21 protein-coding genes and 1 pseudogene are annotated in these 18,865 nt (G+C 35.0%); 15 read left to right on the forward strand and 7 right to left on the reverse strand.

The genetic code is table 11. From position 1 onward, the window contains the following. Nucleotides 1–29: 29 nt before the first annotated feature. Nucleotides 30–1,325 carry a cryptochrome/photolyase family protein gene (locus tag SSOP1_RS12375; RefSeq protein WP_009988498.1) on the reverse strand — a complete coding sequence of 432 codons (1,296 nt, stop codon included), beginning with the start codon at nucleotides 1,323–1,325 and terminating at the stop codon, nucleotides 30–32. Nucleotides 1,326–1,403: 78 nt separating this feature from the next. Here SSOP1_RS12375 and SSOP1_RS12380 point away from each other — a divergent pair, with 78 nt between their 5' ends. After that, entirely contained in the window at nucleotides 1,404–3,242 is a 1,839-nt protein-coding gene (locus SSOP1_RS12380) for a glycoside hydrolase family 15 protein (protein WP_009988496.1), read from the forward strand. 90 nt (nucleotides 3,243–3,332) lie between these two features. Further along, nucleotides 3,333–3,728 (forward strand): Sta1 family transcriptional regulator, encoded by a 396-nt coding sequence (sta1, locus tag SSOP1_RS12385; RefSeq protein WP_009988495.1) that lies wholly within the window; start codon nucleotides 3,333–3,335, stop codon nucleotides 3,726–3,728. A 15-nt stretch (nucleotides 3,729–3,743) separates the two neighbouring features. On the opposite strand, the gene sso10a1 is transcribed toward sta1, so the two are convergent. Further along, complete coding sequence (sso10a1, locus tag SSOP1_RS12390; protein WP_009988494.1) at nucleotides 3,744–4,034, reverse strand: chromatin protein Sso10a1; 291 nt, start codon at nucleotides 4,032–4,034, stop codon at nucleotides 3,744–3,746. Between the two features lie 147 nt (nucleotides 4,035–4,181). On the opposite strand from sso10a1, the gene SSOP1_RS12395 reads away from it, so the two are divergent. From SSOP1_RS12395 to SSOP1_RS12415, 5 genes are all read left to right on the forward strand, one after another. Beyond that, entirely contained in the window at nucleotides 4,182–4,916 is a 735-nt protein-coding gene (locus SSOP1_RS12395) for a ParA family protein (protein ID WP_063492902.1), read from the forward strand. 128 nt (nucleotides 4,917–5,044) lie between these two features. Continuing rightward, nucleotides 5,045–5,239, forward strand: a complete 195-nt coding sequence (locus SSOP1_RS12400) for a DUF3311 domain-containing protein (RefSeq protein WP_009992261.1) — start codon at nucleotides 5,045–5,047, stop codon at nucleotides 5,237–5,239. A gap of 5 nt (nucleotides 5,240–5,244) precedes the next feature. Beyond that, a complete protein-coding gene (locus SSOP1_RS12405; protein WP_063492829.1) occupies nucleotides 5,245–6,762 on the forward strand; it encodes a sodium:solute symporter family protein in 1,518 nt (505 codons plus the stop codon). 65 nt (nucleotides 6,763–6,827) lie between these two features. Further along, on the forward strand, nucleotides 6,828–7,571 hold the full coding sequence (gene cobB, locus SSOP1_RS12410) for an NAD-dependent protein deacetylase (RefSeq protein WP_009992208.1): 744 nt from the start codon (nucleotides 6,828–6,830) through the stop codon (nucleotides 7,569–7,571). A 34-nt stretch (nucleotides 7,572–7,605) separates the two neighbouring features. Then, a complete protein-coding gene (locus tag SSOP1_RS12415) occupies nucleotides 7,606–7,806 on the forward strand; it encodes a hypothetical protein (RefSeq protein ID WP_009992207.1) in 201 nt (66 codons plus the stop codon). A 20-nt stretch (nucleotides 7,807–7,826) separates the two neighbouring features. On the opposite strand, the gene SSOP1_RS12420 is transcribed toward SSOP1_RS12415, so the two are convergent. Next, nucleotides 7,827–8,531: a nucleotidyltransferase family protein gene (locus SSOP1_RS12420; protein WP_009992206.1), complete on the reverse strand. Its 705-nt coding sequence runs from the start codon at nucleotides 8,529–8,531 to the stop codon at nucleotides 7,827–7,829. A 582-nt stretch (nucleotides 8,532–9,113) separates the two neighbouring features. Between SSOP1_RS12420 and SSOP1_RS17950 the strand changes: the two are divergent. Beyond that, nucleotides 9,114–9,308 (forward strand): annotated as a pseudogene (locus tag SSOP1_RS17950) (hypothetical protein); the annotation flags it as partial. Nucleotides 9,309–9,320: 12 nt separating this feature from the next. Here the strand turns inward: SSOP1_RS17950 and SSOP1_RS12430 are convergent. Together SSOP1_RS12430 and thrS are read right to left on the reverse strand one after the other, a co-directional pair. Next, the gene (locus SSOP1_RS12430) at nucleotides 9,321–9,776 is read right to left on the reverse strand and encodes a methylated-DNA--[protein]-cysteine S-methyltransferase (protein ID WP_009989286.1); all 456 of its coding nucleotides are present in this window, start codon (nucleotides 9,774–9,776) and stop codon (nucleotides 9,321–9,323) included. A 37-nt stretch (nucleotides 9,777–9,813) separates the two neighbouring features. Then, a complete protein-coding gene (thrS, locus tag SSOP1_RS12435; protein ID WP_009989285.1) occupies nucleotides 9,814–11,451 on the reverse strand; it encodes a threonine--tRNA ligase in 1,638 nt (545 codons plus the stop codon). 51 nt (nucleotides 11,452–11,502) lie between these two features. Between thrS and SSOP1_RS12440 the strand changes: the two genes are divergently transcribed. The 4 genes from SSOP1_RS12440 (at nucleotide 11,503) to sucD (ending at nucleotide 15,088) form a co-directional block, all read left to right on the forward strand. Next, on the forward strand, nucleotides 11,503–12,459 hold the full coding sequence (locus SSOP1_RS12440; protein WP_009989284.1) for a UDP-N-acetylglucosamine--N-acetylmuramyl-(pentapeptide) pyrophosphoryl-undecaprenol N-acetylglucosamine transferase: 957 nt from the start codon (nucleotides 11,503–11,505) through the stop codon (nucleotides 12,457–12,459). Then, the gene (locus SSOP1_RS12445) at nucleotides 12,459–13,142 is read left to right on the forward strand and encodes an endonuclease III domain-containing protein (RefSeq protein ID WP_009989283.1); all 684 of its coding nucleotides are present in this window, start codon (nucleotides 12,459–12,461) and stop codon (nucleotides 13,140–13,142) included. Before SSOP1_RS12440 ends, SSOP1_RS12445 begins: the two co-directional genes overlap by 1 nt. An 84-nt stretch (nucleotides 13,143–13,226) precedes the next feature. Continuing rightward, nucleotides 13,227–14,240: a succinate--CoA ligase subunit beta gene (locus tag SSOP1_RS12450; RefSeq protein WP_009989282.1), complete on the forward strand. Its 1,014-nt coding sequence runs from the start codon at nucleotides 13,227–13,229 to the stop codon at nucleotides 14,238–14,240. Then, on the forward strand, nucleotides 14,237–15,088 hold the full coding sequence (sucD, locus tag SSOP1_RS12455; RefSeq protein ID WP_080514941.1) for a succinate--CoA ligase subunit alpha: 852 nt from the start codon (nucleotides 14,237–14,239) through the stop codon (nucleotides 15,086–15,088). The genes SSOP1_RS12450 and sucD overlap by 4 nt, the downstream gene beginning before the upstream one ends. Here sucD and SSOP1_RS12460 read toward each other — a convergent pair. After that, a complete protein-coding gene (locus SSOP1_RS12460; RefSeq protein ID WP_009989278.1) occupies nucleotides 15,074–16,114 on the reverse strand; it encodes a hypothetical protein in 1,041 nt (346 codons plus the stop codon). The two genes, sucD and SSOP1_RS12460, sit on opposite strands and share 15 nt — an antisense overlap. A gap of 93 nt (nucleotides 16,115–16,207) precedes the next feature. Between SSOP1_RS12460 and SSOP1_RS12465 the strand changes: the two genes are divergently transcribed. Next, the gene (locus tag SSOP1_RS12465) at nucleotides 16,208–16,564 is read left to right on the forward strand and encodes a hypothetical protein (RefSeq protein ID WP_009989276.1); all 357 of its coding nucleotides are present in this window, start codon (nucleotides 16,208–16,210) and stop codon (nucleotides 16,562–16,564) included. Here the strand turns inward: SSOP1_RS12465 and SSOP1_RS12470 are convergent. Beyond that, nucleotides 16,554–16,754 carry a hypothetical protein gene (locus SSOP1_RS12470; protein ID WP_009989275.1) on the reverse strand — a complete coding sequence of 67 codons (201 nt, stop codon included), beginning with the start codon at nucleotides 16,752–16,754 and terminating at the stop codon, nucleotides 16,554–16,556. The genes SSOP1_RS12465 and SSOP1_RS12470 overlap by 11 nt on opposite strands. A 544-nt stretch (nucleotides 16,755–17,298) precedes the next feature. On the opposite strand from SSOP1_RS12470, the gene SSOP1_RS12475 reads away from it, so the two are divergent. Together SSOP1_RS12475 and SSOP1_RS12480 are read left to right on the forward strand one after the other, a co-directional pair. Beyond that, on the forward strand, nucleotides 17,299–18,030 hold the full coding sequence (locus SSOP1_RS12475; RefSeq protein ID WP_014511414.1) for a sulfocyanin: 732 nt from the start codon (nucleotides 17,299–17,301) through the stop codon (nucleotides 18,028–18,030). A 39-nt stretch (nucleotides 18,031–18,069) separates the two neighbouring features. Continuing rightward, complete coding sequence (locus SSOP1_RS12480; protein WP_009989271.1) at nucleotides 18,070–18,834, forward strand: hypothetical protein; 765 nt, start codon at nucleotides 18,070–18,072, stop codon at nucleotides 18,832–18,834. The last annotated feature ends 31 nt before the right edge of the window (nucleotides 18,835–18,865 follow it).

Genomic DNA, 18,865 nt, shown 5'->3' on the forward strand with positions numbered 1-18,865 from the left:
TCGTAACAAATTCGAAAAAGAAACTCATTTTATTTTTGATCCTTGCATCTCTCGTAAAGTCTCTTTGCCAAATTTATCCTTATTCTCCAATCTACTATGGGATTAGGATAGTTTTTAAGAGTGTACTTATACGCATTATGTATAATCTTTGCATCATAGTCTTCCAACTCCTTTACCCACCTTTTTATATATTTAGCCTCAGGGTCATAGGTGATCTGTTGCTTCCAAGGATCGAAAACTCTAAATATATAATCAGTGCCTACTGATGCTATCCATTGCCAGTTTCCATTATTTACTGAAGGATCATAATCGATTAATTTACTTGCGAAGTACCTCTCACCAATTTTCCAATCAATTAGAAGAACCTTAACTAAGAAAAATGCTGTAAGCATCCTAACTCTATTTGGCATATCACCAGTTTGATTTAATTGTCTCATTCCAGCATCTATTATGGGATATCCAGTTTTTCCATGAACCCATGCTTGAAGTAATTTTTCATTGTTTCCCCATTCGATGCAACTATATTCCCTTCTTAACGGCTCGTAGAATACCCTCTCATTATAGTAGGCCAATAAGGTATAGAAATCCCTCCAATACAATTGCCTGATTATCGCTTGATTGTCTACTAGAGAATAATAAACTTCTCTTACGGATAAGGTTCCAAATTTCAGATGAGGTGAAAGGAAGGTCCTATTGTCCTCCGCCACGAAATCTCTCCTACTGTAATCGATTTGCTTCGCTCTATCTATTAGTTTTAAGCCCTCCTTTCTTCCTCCTCTTTCCCCTTGGCTAGGTGGTAATTCGTATTCATCTCCTAAAGAATTTTTATAGTAGTTAGTATAATTATTTTGAATGGGCTTCCTAACTTGTTTATTCTTTACTGCATTATAGAATGTTGTGAAATTCTTATAGTTCTTAAAATCATTTTTCGATGTAAGTAAGTAATCCTCAAAAGACTTCATAACTTTTCCTCTTTCTTCGCAGTATTTGCGAATCCTTTCGTCCCTCATTTTACTAAAGGGCGTATAATCCTCATTTAGATATACTGCATCAACATCTTTAAGTAAGCTCTTTATTACTTCCTCAGCTAGTCCGAAATAGACATAAAGTCTTGATCCTCTCTTTCCTAACTCGTCATTTAGCTCATTCAAGGAATTAATCATGAAATTTATGGCAAACTCTGATTTGTACTGGTTTTCATCACCGACTTGCCTGGGATCTAATATAAAAGTTGGAATAACTTTCTCGCAGTTTCCTAAAGCCTTAATTAATCCAGTATTATCATCTAATCTCAAATCCCTTCTAAATATAAATAGACAGAGCACGTTTCTTTTTAATTCTGGAGTTATTAGATTTATGTTAAAAGGAGTTAGAATAAAAGGGAATTTAACATTATGTATTATATGACTAGATATTTGATTTTGGGAAACGGTTCATTAACAGTTCTCTACGACAATAATTTTACAGTTAGAGAGATATACTGGCCATTAACAACTACAAATAATTTACATAGAGGTAGGTTTGGTGTTTTTGTTAATGGTAAGTTCTCATGGTTAGATAATTTAAATCCAAAGATCGGATATTCGGATGATACTTTAGCGGTATATTCATCTTTTTCCTTTGAGGGAATCGATTTTAATTTAGAAGATGTAATAGATATGGCTTATGATATTTGGATAAGGAAAGTTTCAGCAAAAAACGTAGAGGATAAGGATGTCAGAGTTTTTACCGCATTTGATTTTCATGTTGGAGGAACACCAGACGGTAATACTGCACTTTTTGATCCTTACTCTGAGTCCATGATACAATATAAAGGTTCTAGGTGGTTTTTGCTTTCATCTTCTATTCCCTTTTACCAGTATGCTACGGGAATTAAGGAATATAAGGGACTTTTAGGGACATGGAAAGATTGTGAAGATGGTGAACTTTCAGGTAATCCAATTGCTCAAGGTTCAGTTGATTTTGCTAGTAGTTTCAAATTGTATGGAGAGGATTTCTATATATGGCTGGTAGCCGGTAAAAATTATAACGAAGTTAGAGGATTGAACGATTACGTGAGGAAGAGAACACCCCAGATATTATTCAAAAGGGTTAAGGATTATTGGAGAGCATGGCTAAGTAAAGTAAGTGATTACGGTGAGTACAATTCGATTTTAAAGAGAAGCTTACTGATTTTGCAATCACATATACAGAACAATGGTGCCATAGTAGCTTCACTAGATACTGATATTATGAAGTTTAATAGGGATACATACAATTATGTATGGCATAGGGATGCGGTATTCTGTATTTTAGCCCTTGAACTAATGGGCTATTTTGATAGATCTAGACAATTCTTTGAATTTACTAGAAGGCTTTTCACCATAAACGGAGCTCTATTTCATAAATATACTGTTGATGGACATTTTGGTTCCACATGGCATCCTTGGACTTTAGACTATTTGCCTATTCAAGAAGATGAGACTGCATTAGTACTTTATGCCTTATGGTTTCATTTCTCAAGGTGGAAAGATGTTGATTTTATAAAGACGTACTATAGGCCTATGGTGAAGGGAATAGCTGATTTCTTAGTAAATTACAGGGAAAAGGTAACTGGTCTTCCACTTCTCTCATTCGATCTATGGGAAGAGAGGATTGGTATTCACTTTTATACTACAATAACTGTAATTGCAGGATTAAGAGCTGCAGCGAATTTTGCAAGATATTTTGGAGAAGATGATTTAGCACAGAAATATGAAAGCGTTGCAGATCAGATGCGTAGCGCGTTAGATTTATTTTGGGTTAGTGATCATTATGCAAGAACAATATACATAAGGGAAAGTCAAGTTTATAAGATAGATAAGACTGTTGACTCGAGTACGTTATTGGCGCCAATATTCAATGTAATTCCAATTGATAATTCTCGTTTTGTAAAAAATTTAGAGACTGTTGTAGAGACGTTAGGTATTAGAGGGGGATTAGCTAGATATGAGGGTGATCAATATTTGAGAGGAGGTAATAATCCAAATATTTGGTTTATATCTACATTATGGTTATCTGAAGTTTATTCGCTAATTGGCGATAAAGAAAAAGCTAAGGAGAAGATAGATTGGGTTTTGTCAAAATCTTTATCTACGGGTGTTATACCAGAGCAAATCGACGAGAATAATAATTATCCATCAGTTTCACCTTTAGCGTGGAGTCATGCCGAGCTAATAAGGGCAATTTATGCATTAAGAAATAATATATTGGATCAGAGATAAATGGCAATTTTATCTATTCTCTTTTATCATTATAAATTAAGTTTACAAGTTACCAAAAGATTTTTAAGAGTTTTATGAAATCCTCTAATTATGCAAGGTAAATCCGAAATAAGCATGCCGGATGGAAGAGTAGCTGATGTATTCAATGTAGTAAAATTCCTTTATGGGCTTAGTGATAGAGATATAGAAATTTTGAAACTACTAATTAAATCCCAGAGTTCTCTTACCATGGAAGAAATATCTAGCGAATTAAACATTACAAAATCTGTTGTAAATAAATCCATATTAAATCTTGAGAAGAAGAATATAGTGATTAAAGAAAAAGTGGAGTCTTCTAAAAAAGGGAGAAGGGCATATACATACAGAGTGGATGTAAATTATTTAACTAGAAAACTAGTTACTGATCTAGATCAATTAATAAAAGATTTGAAGGTAAAGATAGCTGATGTTATAGGGATTCAGATAGAAAAAACTGCTAGTGTATGAAGTAAAAATATTGTCTTATTGTCTTATAGATAATACGCTATTGATTTTCTCTTTTAATTGATCCATATTCTTTCTCATTTCATTAAATTTCCTTATATCTTCAAGTAGTTCCTCTCCCTTTTTAGTTAACATATATTGTTTTCCTTCTTGTCTTATGATTTCCAAATCCATTAACATTTTTATATATCTTCCAGTTAGAGCATAGCTCAGATTTGCACCATACATTATTCTGGTCTTTGGAGAACCAGATTTACATGCCTCAAGTATTGCTTGTATAATTTCTAGCTTGCTTCTTTTCTTAGCCATGGTAAACTTTCTATATATTGAAGTTTATAAACTTTTGCTTTACATCCGATGTATTACTAGTCTTTTTAGCCACTAGTTGTCTCTACTTTCTCATATCACTGGAAAGTGCTAATTTATTTAAGCTGTAATTATTAAATGATTCTTGTAATGGAAAGAATTGATATAGCTAGTGTTAAAGGTGGTGTAGGAAAATCATTTATAGCTTATTTTCTGACTAGAGAACTAGCTAAAAGTCGTAGAATATTACTGATAGATAAAGATTTGACGTCTACAATTAGTAGGGTTTACAATATAAAAGGAAACTTATTATCTTACTTGGTGGGAGGTATATTACCTTCAATGTATTTCAGAGAAGTTGAAAATGGACTTACAGTAGTTAACGTAGGCTGCAGTAGAAAGATAAAAAATGTAGAACCCAGAAAAATAGCAGAGATTTATAGTGGGTTTTCGGATTACGATTTGATGATAGTTGATAACCCATCAATACCTTCAGATGTTTGTCTGGATACTGAGCTTCAAGCTTACTATACCTTTTTAAACGAGAAGAGATTAGATTATAATTTAATCGTGGTATTACCTTCTAATCAGTTTCTATTAGACGAAAGTCTAGCATTCATGCAATTATTTGCGGATTATATTAAGAATGAGTTAAGTACGTCTCTGGGAAACGATTCAGTAAACTTTGATATAGTATCTTCAGTAATAAACATGTATAACCCTAGGGAGAAAATAGATATCACCAAGGTTGAGAATCTAACTAATAGAATAGTTAAAATTCCATTCAAAAAGGAAGCCATTTACACACCTCTTAATCAACTAAATATGCCGAAGGAGATTAATGAATTAGCGAAATACGTACTGGAATATCTAGAGAGTAAGTGAAATGAAACTCTTCTTGGTTTCTGTTTATAAAGTAAATACCATACTATAGGTACTTTGATGTTTCAAACGATATAATGAAAGAAAGAATTATATATATGAATTTCGAGGCGTTTGATAGAGGGTAAAAAATGGTAAGTGGAAAAAATATAATAGCCGGAATATTACTTATAATACCATTTATTGCATATTTCGCAATACCAACATATAATAAAGTAGAACCAGACTTAGGGGGGTTACCATTTTTCTATTGGTACCAAACATTATGGTTAGCACTATCGACTATACTTTTCTCAATAGCTGCACTTATTCTCACAAGAAGGTGAGGTAGATGCTAGGATTAGCTGGAATAATAGCCTTTATAGCACTATTTGTAGTATTTATATTCCTTGGATTTTATGGTGCCTATTGGAGAAGAGGAAATCTGGATTTACTTCACGAATGGGGATTGGCGGGAAGGAGACTGGGCACAATTCTAGTGTGGTTCTTAATGGGTGCGGATTTATATACAGCATATACATTTATTGCGGTGCCATCGAGCCTTTATGCTAAGGGTGCTATATATTTCTTCGCAGTACCCTATGTTTCTCTAACCTTTGCAATAGCCATGTTAACAATGCCTAAACTATGGATTGTCTCGAGAAATAGAGGCTACGTGACTGCTGCTGATTTTGTGAAAGATAGGTTTAACAGTAGTATTTTAGCAGCTTTGATAGCACTAACTGGGGTAGTTGCTGAATTACCTTATATAGCGTTACAGATAGTAGGTATGAAATCAGTCTTACAGATTATGTTATTAGGAATTGGTAACGCGGGCTTAGTATCTGAGATTTCCTTAATAATCTCCTTCATAATTTTAGCGGCATTTACATACACTTCAGGTCTAAGGGGTGCTGCATTAACTGGCGTTTTTAAAGATATTTTGATTTGGATAACGGTGATATCAGTAATTGTAATTGTCCCACTACAATACGGGGGTTTCATCCATGCCTTTAATTCTATAAATTTAGCAAAGCTCTCAGCTAGATATGATACACTACCGGATAATCTCCAAATGGCATATTGGAGTCTATTCTTCGGTAGTGCATTAGCTCTATACCTTTATCCACATTCAATAAATGGCTCATTAAGCGCTGATGATAAGAATAGGTTAATGTATAGTACAGCATTATTACCAATTTATGGCATTGGTCTAGCAATAATAGCAATGTTTGGCATTTTAATTTACGCGGTACCAAATGCATTAGGTATTGTATCTAAATACGGTGGTGCTCTCACGGTTCCCGCGTTAATAACATCGACCATGCCAGATTGGGCTGCTGGTATAATGCTACTTGGCATATTTGTTGGTGGTTTAGTCCCAGCTGCAATAATGGCAATAGCAGCAGCTAATTTACTGGTGAGAAATGTAATAAAAGAGGCAAAACCTAGCATTACACCAAAAGGGGAAACCACGCTAGCTAAGTGGATTTCGGCTGTTATAAAGTTCTTAGCTTTAGCTTTCGTTTTCCTAGTCCCGTCCACGTACGCAATCAACCTCCAATTATTGGGTGGAATAATTATAACACAGACATTACCGGCAGTGTTCCTAGGTTTATACACTAAATGGTTTAATCCATGGGCATTAACTGCGGGATGGGCTACTGGAATTATAAGCGGAACTTATATGTTTTTCACATTTGGGTTGCCTCGTGCAACATCTCTATATCCGACACCTTTCGGTTTAATGTATGCTGCAGTGATAGCGCTAGTGTTGAATTTGGTAGTTTCAGTGATAGGTACACTTATAGCTTCTGCCCTCGGATTTAAGACTAGAAGTAATATATCTGCGGAGGATCTAAAGGGATAAAAGTTAAAACTCAAACTCTTTTTTATTTTAAAATCTTATTTACCTTCTAGTGGTATATTCTAATTATGGAATACGAGAAAATAGCTGAAGAACTTATTTCCTCTTCTTACGCGATAGCCTTTACCGGAGCCGGAATTAGTACGGCTTCCGGCATCCCTGATTTTAGAGGTCCACAAGGATTATGGAAAAAATACTCACCGGAACTAGCTACTGTAGAATATTTTGAAAAAGATCCAAAAAAATTTTGGGAATTCTATTCATTAAGGATGAGAGGATTATTTAAAGCTCAACCGAACAAAGCACACTACTCTTTAGCTGCATTAGAAAAGATGGGACTTATAAAGGTCATAATAACGCAAAATATTGATGGCTTACATCAGAAAGCTGGATCTAAGAACGTTATTGAACTTCACGGAACTATGAGGAGATCGTATTGTGTTTCATGCTTAAAGACTTATGACTCTTTAGACGTCTTAGATATGATAGAAAAAGGTGTTCTTCCACCTAAATGTGGTTGTGGCGGTACAATAAGGCCAGATGTTGTACTTTTTGGAGAACCAGTGAAGAATATTTATGAGGCTTTAAGTATTGCTTATCAGTCTGATCTTGTAATCTCGATTGGTTCTTCGTTAACTGTATATCCAGCTAATATGATTCCACAAACCGTTAAAGAAAGAGGTGGTAAGTTAATAATTTTAAACATGGAGGAGACTCCATTGGATAGTGTTGCGGATTACGTTATCAGGGAACCCATAGAAATTTCATTGCCTAAGATAGAGGAGGCGGTGAGGCAGAAAATACTTTCATGAGTCCCAGTGGTGTTTTTAAATGACGAATAATAACATGATTGAAGAAGAAGAGGAATTGAAATTGATAAAGCAAATATTTTTAGTAATCAAGGAGAATGTTCCAGACGACTGTAGGGATCTGGTAATAAATAGATTAGTGGACAAGTTAATGAATGATATTAAGGATCTCGGTGTTAAGGAGACGATGAAAAAATGGTTAGGAGAGGAAGAGGATGAACTTATCTTAGTTCATTAGATCAGTCGCGGATTTGCTCTTCACCTTTCAGTGCTTAGCCCGTTCTTCATCTTTATTAAATCTTGAGACGCCTCTTCTATATCTTTTATTGTATCTATTGATCTCCAATATGCATCATAATACTTGACTCCTATTAATAATGATTCTTTAGCGAGTTTCGGAAAAGTAAGTTTTTCCATGTCTCCCTTTTCTGGTAAGTATTTGAATATTTCATTTTTCATTAAATACACTCCTGCATTTATCCAGTAGTTTTCTAAGATTGGCTTCTCTTTAAAATCTACAATCTTATCATCTTTGGTTTCAACTATTCCGTATGGACTCTTTAGGGGAACTAGTGACATTGCCATTATGTTTTCGCTAGGTACTCTTAACTTACTTATGTCCAAATTAGTTATTATATCACCATTGATGACAATAAATGCGTTTTCTGTACTTAATAATCTTTCGACCTTCCTAAGTGCCCCTCCAGTACCTAAAGGTTCCTCTTCTATTGAAAAATAGGTTGAAATTCCCAATCTCTTTTCATTTTCACTTAGCCACTTTATAAGAACCTCCCATTTATAGCCTGTTAGTATTACAAAAGATGTTATACCAAATTGCTTAAGCCATGAGATCTGCCATTCAATAATTGGTTTTCCAGCAACTTCAATTAATGGCTTAGGTTTATCATCTGTAAGTGGTCTTAATCTCTTACCATAACCGCCAGCTAGTATAACGGCATGCATAACATATGTATAATTTCCAATTTAATAAACATTTTCCAATATGACCACAAATCTATATGTTCTGAGAAAGATAGTTTCAATTATATGTTTTTATCTAAAAGCTTCTTCGTTAAATTTAATTTTATGTGCATAATATACTTATAGCCAGCTCGTGTTAGTGAACTACTCCGCCCTTACGGACAAGGCATCTCCACCTCGCGATTTCCTGCTTCTCGGAGAAACCTCGAATCCCTCTTCACCCACAGCGGAGGTTCCATCGAACCGTTCTGTAATGCCCTGTGTGGAAGAGAGGTTACGGGGGGTTTTCTGTTCACAGGCTTAAGTTCCCCCAGTCCCGCGACCAAGCTCTTTCAGCCAAGGTCAGATTCGTTTTTATTACTTCTTGGTAATAAACTTTTCTATAAGGGGCTATCTATCCTTACAGAAGGGGGACTTTCACCCCCTTAACTCCCATCAAGGTTAAAATCTCAATTCATCCTTTGTGAGACTGTAACACATTTGCATAACTTTTAAATACTTTTAATCATTTCACAATATGATCTTTATTATGATTATGTTTATATATTATTTCCTCTACATTATAAATTGATGAACTCCATACTGATGACGGGCTATGCTCACGAGGTATTGGGGGCGACAAATACGGATGGGAGGGTAGTGGTGTTTCCCTCGACTAGCCCCAATGAGTTGAGGGTGAGTGTGTATGAGCCCTCAAGAGGGGTGCCCGTGGCGGAATTAGAAGTGGTTAAAAGTAAGCAGAAGTTACGCCACGGGTAAACACTTTCTACCTCAATCAGGTAATTTGACTCCCTCTAATTCCAATAAAGCTCTCTTTAACTTAACTCCTCTTGAATATCCTCCAATGCCATTTTCAGCTATTACTCGGTGGCACGGTATGATAAGAAGAATTGGATTTTTGGATAATGCCATGCCGATAGCTCTTGGGGAAGTTCCGAGTGAATCTGCAATCTGTTTATACGTGTTAACTTTTCCCCAAGGAATCTTCATTACCTCTTTAAATACTGACAATCTAAAGGGATAGGTCTTTAAGCTAACTGGCTCTTTTAAGTCTACTGGCTTACCCTCGAAGTAAAGATCTAACTTATGGAAGAAGTCAGTGAAACTGGTATCATCTCTTGAATTGTATTCCACACAATCACAAAAATCCAACATAATAAATCCCTTATTGTCCTTAGCTACAGTTATATTGCCAAAAGGACTTTTATATAAACCGTATACTACCACAAGAGTTAATATACTATATTTTATTATAAAAAATTCACTATTTTAACGCTTTTGCTGTAGTTTGCTCTACATCTCTTTGCGTAATCTCGGTAATCATCAAATCTAGGAACTTTTCAAACTTAACGTTTCTCACTTCAATGTTACCTCTAGCTCTAACAGTTACTGTACCTTGACTAGCTTCCTTCTTACCTACTATCAATATGTATGGAACTCCTTGATCATATGCGTTCTTAATCCTCCTACTTAAAGTCTCACCCGCATAATCAATCTCTGCTCTTATTCTCCTCTTTCTCATATCGTTTAGCACTTTTTCAGCGTATTCATTTACTTCGTCAGTTATTGGCAAAACCTTAACTTGGACTGGGCTTAACCACGTTGGTAGCTTACCTTTAAAGTGCTCCAGTAGTATTGCAACGAATCTATCTATGGATCCGTATATTGCCCTATGGACCATTACCGGCCTCTTCTTTGTCCCATCCTTATCAATATACTCTAACTTAAACCTCTCTGGTAAGTTGAAGTCAACTTGTATTGTAGATAATTGCCACCATCTACCTAGACTATCTCTTATCTCGAAGTCAATTTTAGGCCCATAAAACGCACCTTCTTTTTCCTTAATACCGAATTTTAAGCCCGATTCTTGCAACGCGGAAATAAGCGCGTTAGTAGCTTTTTCCCACAGTTCATCAGATCCAATACTCTCATCCGGCCTGGTGCTCAGATAAGGTTTAATATCGTCATCCTTAAAGCCAAACTTATGCCAAACTTCCACTGTCTTAGAGATGAGCATCTTAATCTCTTCCTTTAGTTGATCCTCTTTAAGGAAGATGTGACCATCGTCTTGGACGAAACCTCTAACTCTCAGTAACCCATATAATTCTCCTTTCTTTTCCCACCTATATACATGACCAAATTCTGAAAATCTTATTGGAAGATCACGATAGGTTCTAGGTTTAGATTTGTAAATTAAAATGTGAGCTGGGCAGTTCATTGGTTTTACTCCGTACTCGTCACCTTCCATGTTAAAGACAATTAGTTTATCCCTATACAAGGTGTAATGACCGGATATTTTCCATATATCAGTCTTAAGAACGTGACTAGTGTAAACTTCTTGATACCCCATGCTATCATTTATCTCTCTCATAAATGTAATGAGTTCGTTTCTTAGGGTTTGCCCCTTAGGATGAAATAATACTAAACCTGATCCAGCTTCCTCGTGAAAACTAAACAAGTCTAACTTCTCTCCAATTAACCTATGGTCAGTCTCTTCAGCCTTTTCCAACCAAGTAAGGTAGTCCTTTAACTGTTCTTCAGTCTCAAAAGCCACACCTCTAATTCTAACATATTGCTCATTGGGATTTGGATGATGGGTTGAGATATTCAAAATTTCAAAATACTTAGGATTCAGATTTGTCGGAATTGAAACCTTATCCTCTACTATTGAAACCTTATTTCCTTTATACACTACTTGATTATTCTCAATGGGTACATTAGCTAGAACGTTCTTACTAATTGCCTTCTTAACCTCATCTAAGGTAATGCTAGTGTCTGATTTGATATCAATGTAGAAATCCCTTTCGCCTAGTCCAACTGCAACTGGCTTATATCCCCTCTCCATTAGGTTTATGGCTAAAATTATTGCACCCTTTAGCCACATTGGCTTATAACTTTCCATAAATATCGCTATGTCATTTAACTTAAATCTTTAGCTGTTACAAAGAGTATTGTGACAAGAATCTTAATAATAGCTAGTGGTGGTGGTCATACAGGCTTCGCCAGAGCTATTGCCCAATACATAACCGAAAAAATAGATTTCGTAATACCCACAAATGATTCTTATAGTAGGCAAATGATATCGCAATACGCAAATAAAATCTACGAGATACCTAAAGGAAGAGAACCAGACGAAAGTAGTCTAGTATTATTTAAGAGGTTATTCTCTATAATAGTAAAGAGCGCCAATATTAAGAAGTATGATTTAATCATAGCCACCGGAAGCAATCACTCTATATTTCCTTCGTTTTTCCAATACTTAAAAGGTGGGAAGGTTTACGGTATCGAAAGCCAAGATAGGCTCATCACCAAGGGAAAGGCAATAAGTATAATATCAAATTATGCCAAGGGTATATTTCTTCATTGGCAAGAGCAGAAGAAGCTTTATGAAAAAAAGGGTATTGTTGTGGGACCAATCGTTGAAAAACCTAAGTACGAGAGTAAAGATGAAGGCTATATATTAGTTACAACTGGTAGCATGGGTTTTAAGAGGTTATTTGACGTAATTGTAAAATACGTTATAGGGAAGAGGATTGTAATACAAACGGGAAAAATAGATCCGTCAATTTATCGTAATCAAAATATTACTACGTTTAGTTTTGATCCAGATTTAGAAAAGTGGATAGCCAACGCATCTTTGGTGATAACACATCAAGGCAAGACTGCAATGGAAGCAGTAGTAATGTATAGGAAACCTGTAATAATAGTTTATAATAATGATTGGAAGAGTGCAACATCGATAAGCGATACCGAGAAATATGCCGAGATATTGGGAGCTACATTTTTGAGAGATCCTATAACGTGGAATGACTATAATGTTTTACTGGATGCCATAGAAAACGTTAAGAAACCTAATGTTTTTGATATAGGAACTCCAAATCTAGTCAAGCACATACTAAGTGAGTTGTAATGTTACGTCAGCTTCTTGAAATTCTCTTAGAAATATTTGAAAACAATAAAACTATATTAAAGGAGAAAGGTTGGATAGTTTCATCTAAAACTTCTTATGAATGGTGGGATGGACTAAAAAGTGAAGAAGAGATAATCATTTCAGCAATACTGGTTCAAATGTCAAGATGGGAAATTGTGAAGAATAAAGTGGAGGAAATGAGGAATAAAGGTTTAACTGACTTTTATAAATTATACAATACGAGTGAGGAAGAATTATATAGCGTGTTGAAAGGAATTAATTTCTATAAGACCAAAGTAAAGAGATTGATTAATATATCTAAGATCGTAGTAGATCTAGGTACTATTGAGAAATTTTATGACAGAAATCTACTTTTAAGTATTGATGGTATAGGGCAAGAAACAGCTGATTCAATCTTGCTTTTCGCAGGGCACAAACCAAACTTTCCACCATCCGAGTACGGTAAGAGAGTATTATCTCGAGTATTAGGAACTAGTATAAAGAAAAAAGATGAAGTAAAAAGAATGGTAGAAGAAAATTTAGAACCAGATGTCTATAAATACAAATTACTTCATGCTGGAATAGTCACTGTAGGTAGGGCATTCTGTTTCACTAAAAAGCCTAAATGTGAGGATTGTATTTTGAAGAAAGTATGTAAATATTACGGAGAAAATTCTCTGTGATACAAAATATACCTCTTTAAATACTTTTACTAAATTTAAGTAACGAGTAGTAATGTTTAAATTTTTATTCGATAAGTATGTGGTATGAAGTTGTACGAATACGAGGGAAAGAGTCTTTTTAAACGAGTAGGAATTCCAGTGCCTAATGGTATCGTAACTACAGAACCGATAAAATGGGGAGGAAAGGCTGTAGTGAAATCTCAACTTTTGGAAGGTGCAAGAGGCAAGAGAGGACTAGTAAGAGTAACTGACGATGTTTATAATACCATTTTAGAGTTGAAAAAACTAGGAGTAGAGAAATTCTTAGTGGAGGAGTTCGTTCCTCACGAGAAGGAGTTTTACGCTTCAGTATTATTAGATAGGGAATCTGCAGAACCAATGCTGGTTTTATCCAGAGAAGGAGGTATTGATGTTGAGCAAGCTAAGGACGTTAAGAAGATGATAATACCATTAGAAAGGGGAGTTAGGAGTTATGATATTATTGAGGCTGAGAAGTATCTAGGAGTTAAGGGATTAGGGCAAATAATACAAGGTTTATATAAATTATTTGTAGAATATGACGCTGAACTAGTTGAAATAAACCCATTAGCATTGACTAGTGATGGCAGATTATTGGCATTGGACTCTAAGGTGATTTTAGAGGACAACGCGTTATTTAGACATGAGGATTTGTTAAAGGAATTAGGAAGGCAAGAAATTCATGATAGTTATGTGGAACTAGATGGAGATATAGGAATAATAGGTAATGGAGCTGGATTAACCATGGCTTCAATGGATTTAGTTAAATTAAATGGTGGGAATCCAGCTAATTTCTTGGATGTCGGTGGAGGAGCAAGTAGGGAACACGTTAAGGAAAGCGTACTCAAAGTAGGTAGTAATCCTAAAGTTAAGAAAGTTGTTATAAATATTTACGGCGGGATTACCAGATGTGATGAGGTAGCGTTAGGTATAGTTGATGCATTAAAGGAGATAAAGAAGCCAATATTTGTTAGATTGCTAGGTACAAATGAGGAGTTAGGGAAGAAAATATTAAGAGAGAACGGAGTAAACGTATATGATGATGTATTAAAAATGATAGGTGATGCAGTACGCTCATAAATAAGAACACTAGGGTAATAGTTCAAGGAATCACGGGAAGAGAAGGAAGCTTTCATACACAGCAAATGCTGAAATATGGTACAAAAATAGTTGCTGGCGTCACTCCGGGTAAAGGTGGAACTCAAGTTAACAGCGTACCCGTATATGATACGGTAAAAGATGCAATGAAAGAGCACGAGGCTGATGCCTCTATAATTTTCGTTCCAGCTAAATACGCAGTAGATGCCATATACGAAGCAGTTGATGCAGGGATAAAATTGATTGTAACAATAACAGAGCATATACCCGTTTTAGATATGGCTAAAGCTATAAAATATGCCAGAGCTAGGGGATCTAGAATAATAGGACCAAATTGTCCCGGGATAATAGCCCCAGAGGAAAGTCTAGTTGGAATACTCCCAGCTAGAGCATTTAAGAAGGGTAAAATAGGAATAGTATCTAGATCTGGTACACTAACATATGAAGTTTCAGAGCTACTTAAGAATCACGGTATGGGCCAATCTACTGTAATAGGAATAGGCGGAGATCCAATAATAGGAACAAGTATTTTAGAAGTGACAAAGATGTTTGATCAGGATCCAGAAACGGAAAAAATAGTCGTAATTGGAGAGATAGGAGGTACAATGGAGGAGAGGTTAGCAGAGGCATATAAGAGGAGAGAAATTAAAAAGCCAGTTATAGCTTACATAGCTGGAATGACTGCACCAAGAGAAAAAAGAATGGGGCATGCTGGAGCTGTAGTGTATATGGGCATGGGAACCTTTGAGAGTAAGATTAAGGCATTTAAAGAGGCTGGAATCCCTGTTGCTAATACTCCTTATGATATTCCGAAGCTACTTCTTTCTTAATCTATACGTGACTAAAGCCACAACTGCAACTAATATGATTGCAAATACGATATAAATGATGGAAGGTCCATTGCCAATCCCATTATTTTTTATATTAAAACTTCCATCAACGTAATTTGAGTAGTGATTACCAAATATAATTATTAGATTTCCCGAATACGGTATAGATATCATGTAGTAGTTTGTTCCTGGAATATAGCTTCCGATTATCGGTACAGATGTGTTGTAATAATACGCATTTCCCGTCGATGTTAATACAATGACATATGGGCTTTCATTATATATGAACTTGGATACTCCAAGTAAGTCGTTGAATGTAGTTATGGGAACTAGCAGACTTATGAACTTTGAACCGGTTATATTAAATGCCACGTGATTTGAGTAATTTAAGAGGTTAATCTCAGCACTTGAAGACGCTACAATAAAGAACAGATTTACGGTGTAGTTTTGGTATACGTAATTGAATGAAACGTTATATAAGTTGTATGGTCCAGTGTAAAAGTTTAAGTCACCTTCTGTCAACGTCGTGGTAGCGCTGTATGTTAGGTTTGAGGCCGGATTTATATTTATACTATAGTATGACTTTAGTGGTATCATGTATTGTAGGGAAATGTAAGTGTAGTTGTTGTAGTCTAGGAATTCCACAGCAGGAATTCCATTATAGTTAGTGAATTCTTTACCGGTTTCTAGAAATCCACTGGGAGTACCAGCGGCTGCAGTGTTAATCCACACACTTAGAGGATATGGATATGAACCACTTATGTTCTCTATGGTCAAATTGTTTGTATTTATTGCTGGAAATACTTTGTTTATTGATTTTCCATTTATTACAAAAGCGGTTCCATTCCAAACTAGATTCATACTTATATTAAAGGTTAAGTAGGTTCCAAGTCTAGATGATGTTTCGTAAATGTTGTAACTAATTGTATTTCCAATGTTTAGAAAACTAAATTGGTTAGAAGAGTAAGTTGTTGGTACAAATATTATACTTGACAAAACTAAAAATAATATGAGATACCTTTTCATCTCGAATAGTACTGTACTTTTTATTAATATTTATTATTTATCCGGATCCTCAAACAACTATCGATTAAATATCTCCTTTATCGAATTAATACTGTGAAAAAGAAGGCATTAGGGCTAAGCAATGATGGTTACTATGTAATCTTTTTCATTTCGGAGAGTGAGATAGGGTATAAAAGGACTCGAATTAATGAGATGTATTATATATCATTCATTATTACCTTACTAGTTTCCATTTTATATGTAGTTTTTAGATATATTTTCATTTTGGTACTCTTTATAATACCCATTTTAATATATCTACTCACGATTGCAATATCTTTACATATATACAAGCCTGAGATTTATGAAAAAATAATCAGAGTTGAGATGAAAGAGAAGATCGTTAAAATTCACACTGCTAGCAAAACGTTTATAATACGTAGGGGAAAAATCCTTGGTTTCACTGACTAGATTTAGGTTTTATCGTTATTGTCCCACTATCCTCATCAACTTGAAGCATATACTTTGTTCCAAATTTTTCTACCATCGACTTAGGCAAGTACAGATTCAATGGCAATGTGAAATATTCATACTCATATATTTTTCCTCTAACATTCTTCTTTCCAACTAATCTTTTAGCTTCTACTTCTCTTTCTTTCATAAGATAATGTCCGTACTCTCTCTTTTTAAAACTTTTCCATAATGTATTTTAACACCTTTTAGTAATATACGAGATCCCCTTACAACTCTTTAACCTTACCGAATATGTTCTTAATATAACTTCCCCCATATATAACTTACCATCTGCTTAATTTTATTTGGAAAGAGTAATTCAGAGAGCCTTTGACTTCTTAACTCTATTAAGAGAAGTGTCTATAACGCTCTTCCGTAAGTAGTTGATAATTCTTGACTCTAAAGCGAATAATATCTATAATAATTTGACCTTAATGTTGGTCTCACTACTATCTTAAGTTTCACGTTAGCGAAATTATTATATTTCGAGCTACTTCAATTGAAGATCACGCAGGTAAACTTTAACTATGGAAATTTGTAATTCCATCTAGTCAAACGAATATATCAGATTTAATAAAGGTCATTCCTCAGTTAAACTTGGGTTGATTTGGAATTCTATATTATTTTAATAATAGGGTTAATTACTATATTTGGGAAAAGATTTAAATAGGATCCCAAGGAAGAAGGCACCCATGAACTCGTCCATAATTATAGCTATCATAGTAATAGTAATAATTATAGCAGGAGTAGCTGCTTATCTAACACTAGGTCATCATCCTGCCACAACATCTTCTACAACAAGTTCGGCTACGACAACTTTCTTAACATCTTCTACCTCAAATTCAGTGCCTCCCACTTCGTCCTCAACATCTTCTACAACATCTTCATCCACAACTACTACGACACAGACGGCAACTCAGACGGTAACCCTACCCCCTGGGGCTAACGTTTTGCCTTACAACCCCAACAACAAGACTGTGTTCATTTATTTAACTGTAACAGTTACTGGTCCATCATTTAATTATAATGGTACTGCGTATGGGCAAATGAAACTTTATGTTCCTGCAGGATGGAATGTAATGATAATTTTGACTAATGATCAGTCCATTCCCCATAACGCGAATATAGTATTAAACGAGACCCCAATACCAAATAACTCCAATATTTCCGCGGATGGCAAAATTTTACTGTATGTTGGCGACTCACCATCGAACTTTATGAGTAATGGAGTTCAACCTGGCCAGACTGTAATTGGAATGTTAGATAATATTTCAGCTGGTTACTATTGGATTGCTTGTGGAATATACGGTCATGCTGAAAGCGGAATGTGGGCTGATTTAATAGTCTCAAGCTCTGTCTCAGTCCCATACTCCATAATTTCATCTTCAACCTCCTCAACTTCATCAACTCACAGCTGGGGCTAAGGGAAAATTTTTTATTTAATATTTTTCTTAAATATCAATATGTTTAAAAGACTAGCAATATCCCCTATTTTTCTGATACTCTCATTAATAGCTTATTATCTTAGTAAAACTGACATACTTCTCTACTCGACAATATCCACAATATTTTTTTGGACATTCATAATCTTAATCTTACCGACTCCTTTCTATAATTACATTAGGAGTGGTATTGCAAAATATTGGAAAAGGAAAATATTTTGGCTCATAGTAGGATTATATATGGCATATCATGTGATTCTCTATTCATTCTTCTTCTATTTGTTACTCCCTGGATCTATCAAGAATATAAGTTTTAATTTCTCATTTAATGCAGGAATAGGATATTCTATACCACCCCCAATTACCTACTTTCTTGAATGGGTATCAAATAGTCCTGCAATTTGGTTTTTCGTAGGTCCTTACGAGGGAGATATTATACCCTTCTCTACTTTTATGGGAATAGTTCTCGCATTATTGATAGGGTTAAATGTTATGGAAATATTGGAATTGTGGGGGATTTCAAATAAACTTAGTAAATCAATAGTTTTAATCCCATCTTTGGGAGTCGTATCTGGGTCATCATGCTGTGTATTCTTACCGAGTATAGTAATGTACTCTATTGCTCTTTCAATAAGCTCAATTACTGCAACAATACTTTCCATTTTGTCCTCATTTGCATATTTCATATTAGCCTATTATGCCCTACCAATAGTTTCAGCTCTTGTTCTATTTCACAATCTCGCCATGCTTAATAAACTGATCAAGAAATTATCATTTACCATGTAGAGTTTAGTAAGTTTATTAATTTATTTGCTAT

The organism is Saccharolobus solfataricus, from assembly GCF_900079115.1.
GTDB lineage: Archaea > Thermoproteota > Thermoprotei_A > Sulfolobales > Sulfolobaceae > Saccharolobus > Saccharolobus solfataricus.